1 protein-coding gene is annotated in these 680 nt (G+C 44.9%); it reads right to left on the bottom strand.

Annotated features, from left to right (window positions below):
- Positions 1–680 (bottom strand): hypothetical protein (locus tag KUV50_RS19310; RefSeq protein ID WP_222581851.1); only part of this gene is annotated, 680 nt, incomplete at both ends.

The raw sequence follows: 680 nt of genomic DNA on the forward strand, positions 1-680 counted from the left end.
AGATAATCAGACTGTCCGTCAAAATTGGTATAATTAGTTGTCCCTGTAGTTCCTTCTACACCCACATAACTGACCGATACATCAGTTATAGTGGCACCCGCTCCATACTTTAAGGTATCCGACAAATCATAGAATGCCAGAGCGTCACTTGTGTTATTCACATTAACCTGATATGTAATCGTATATTCATTCACATTGCCCGTAGACGTCGGTCCTGCCGTTACCGTCTTCACGATATCAACCGATGGATTAGGCATATCTGCACACGCATCATCATTCTTCGACGGAACGCCGTCACTTACTTCAGCTGTGTTCAGTAAGCCCGTTCCTTCTTCACCCTCCGTGAGTTCACAGTCCGCACTCTGAGACGTAACCTTTGCAGGATCCACCTCAAAAGTCACAACGATCTGGAACACATCCTCCTTTCCGGTTCCTACCTGCTCATCATCTATAATTAGATAATCAGACTGTCCGTCAAAATTGGTATAATTAGTTGTCCCTGTAGTTCCTTCTACACCCACATAACTGACCGATACATCGGTTATAGTAGCGCCCGCTCCATATTTTAAGGTATCCGACAAATCATAGAATGCCAGAGCGTCACTTGTGTTACTCACTTCAACCTGATACGTCATCGTATATTCATTCACATTGCCCGTAGACGTCGGTCCTGCCGTTAC

This window comes from Membranihabitans marinus (assembly GCF_019802045.1).
Classification (GTDB): Bacteria; Bacteroidota; Bacteroidia; order Chitinophagales; family Saprospiraceae; genus Membranihabitans; species Membranihabitans marinus_A.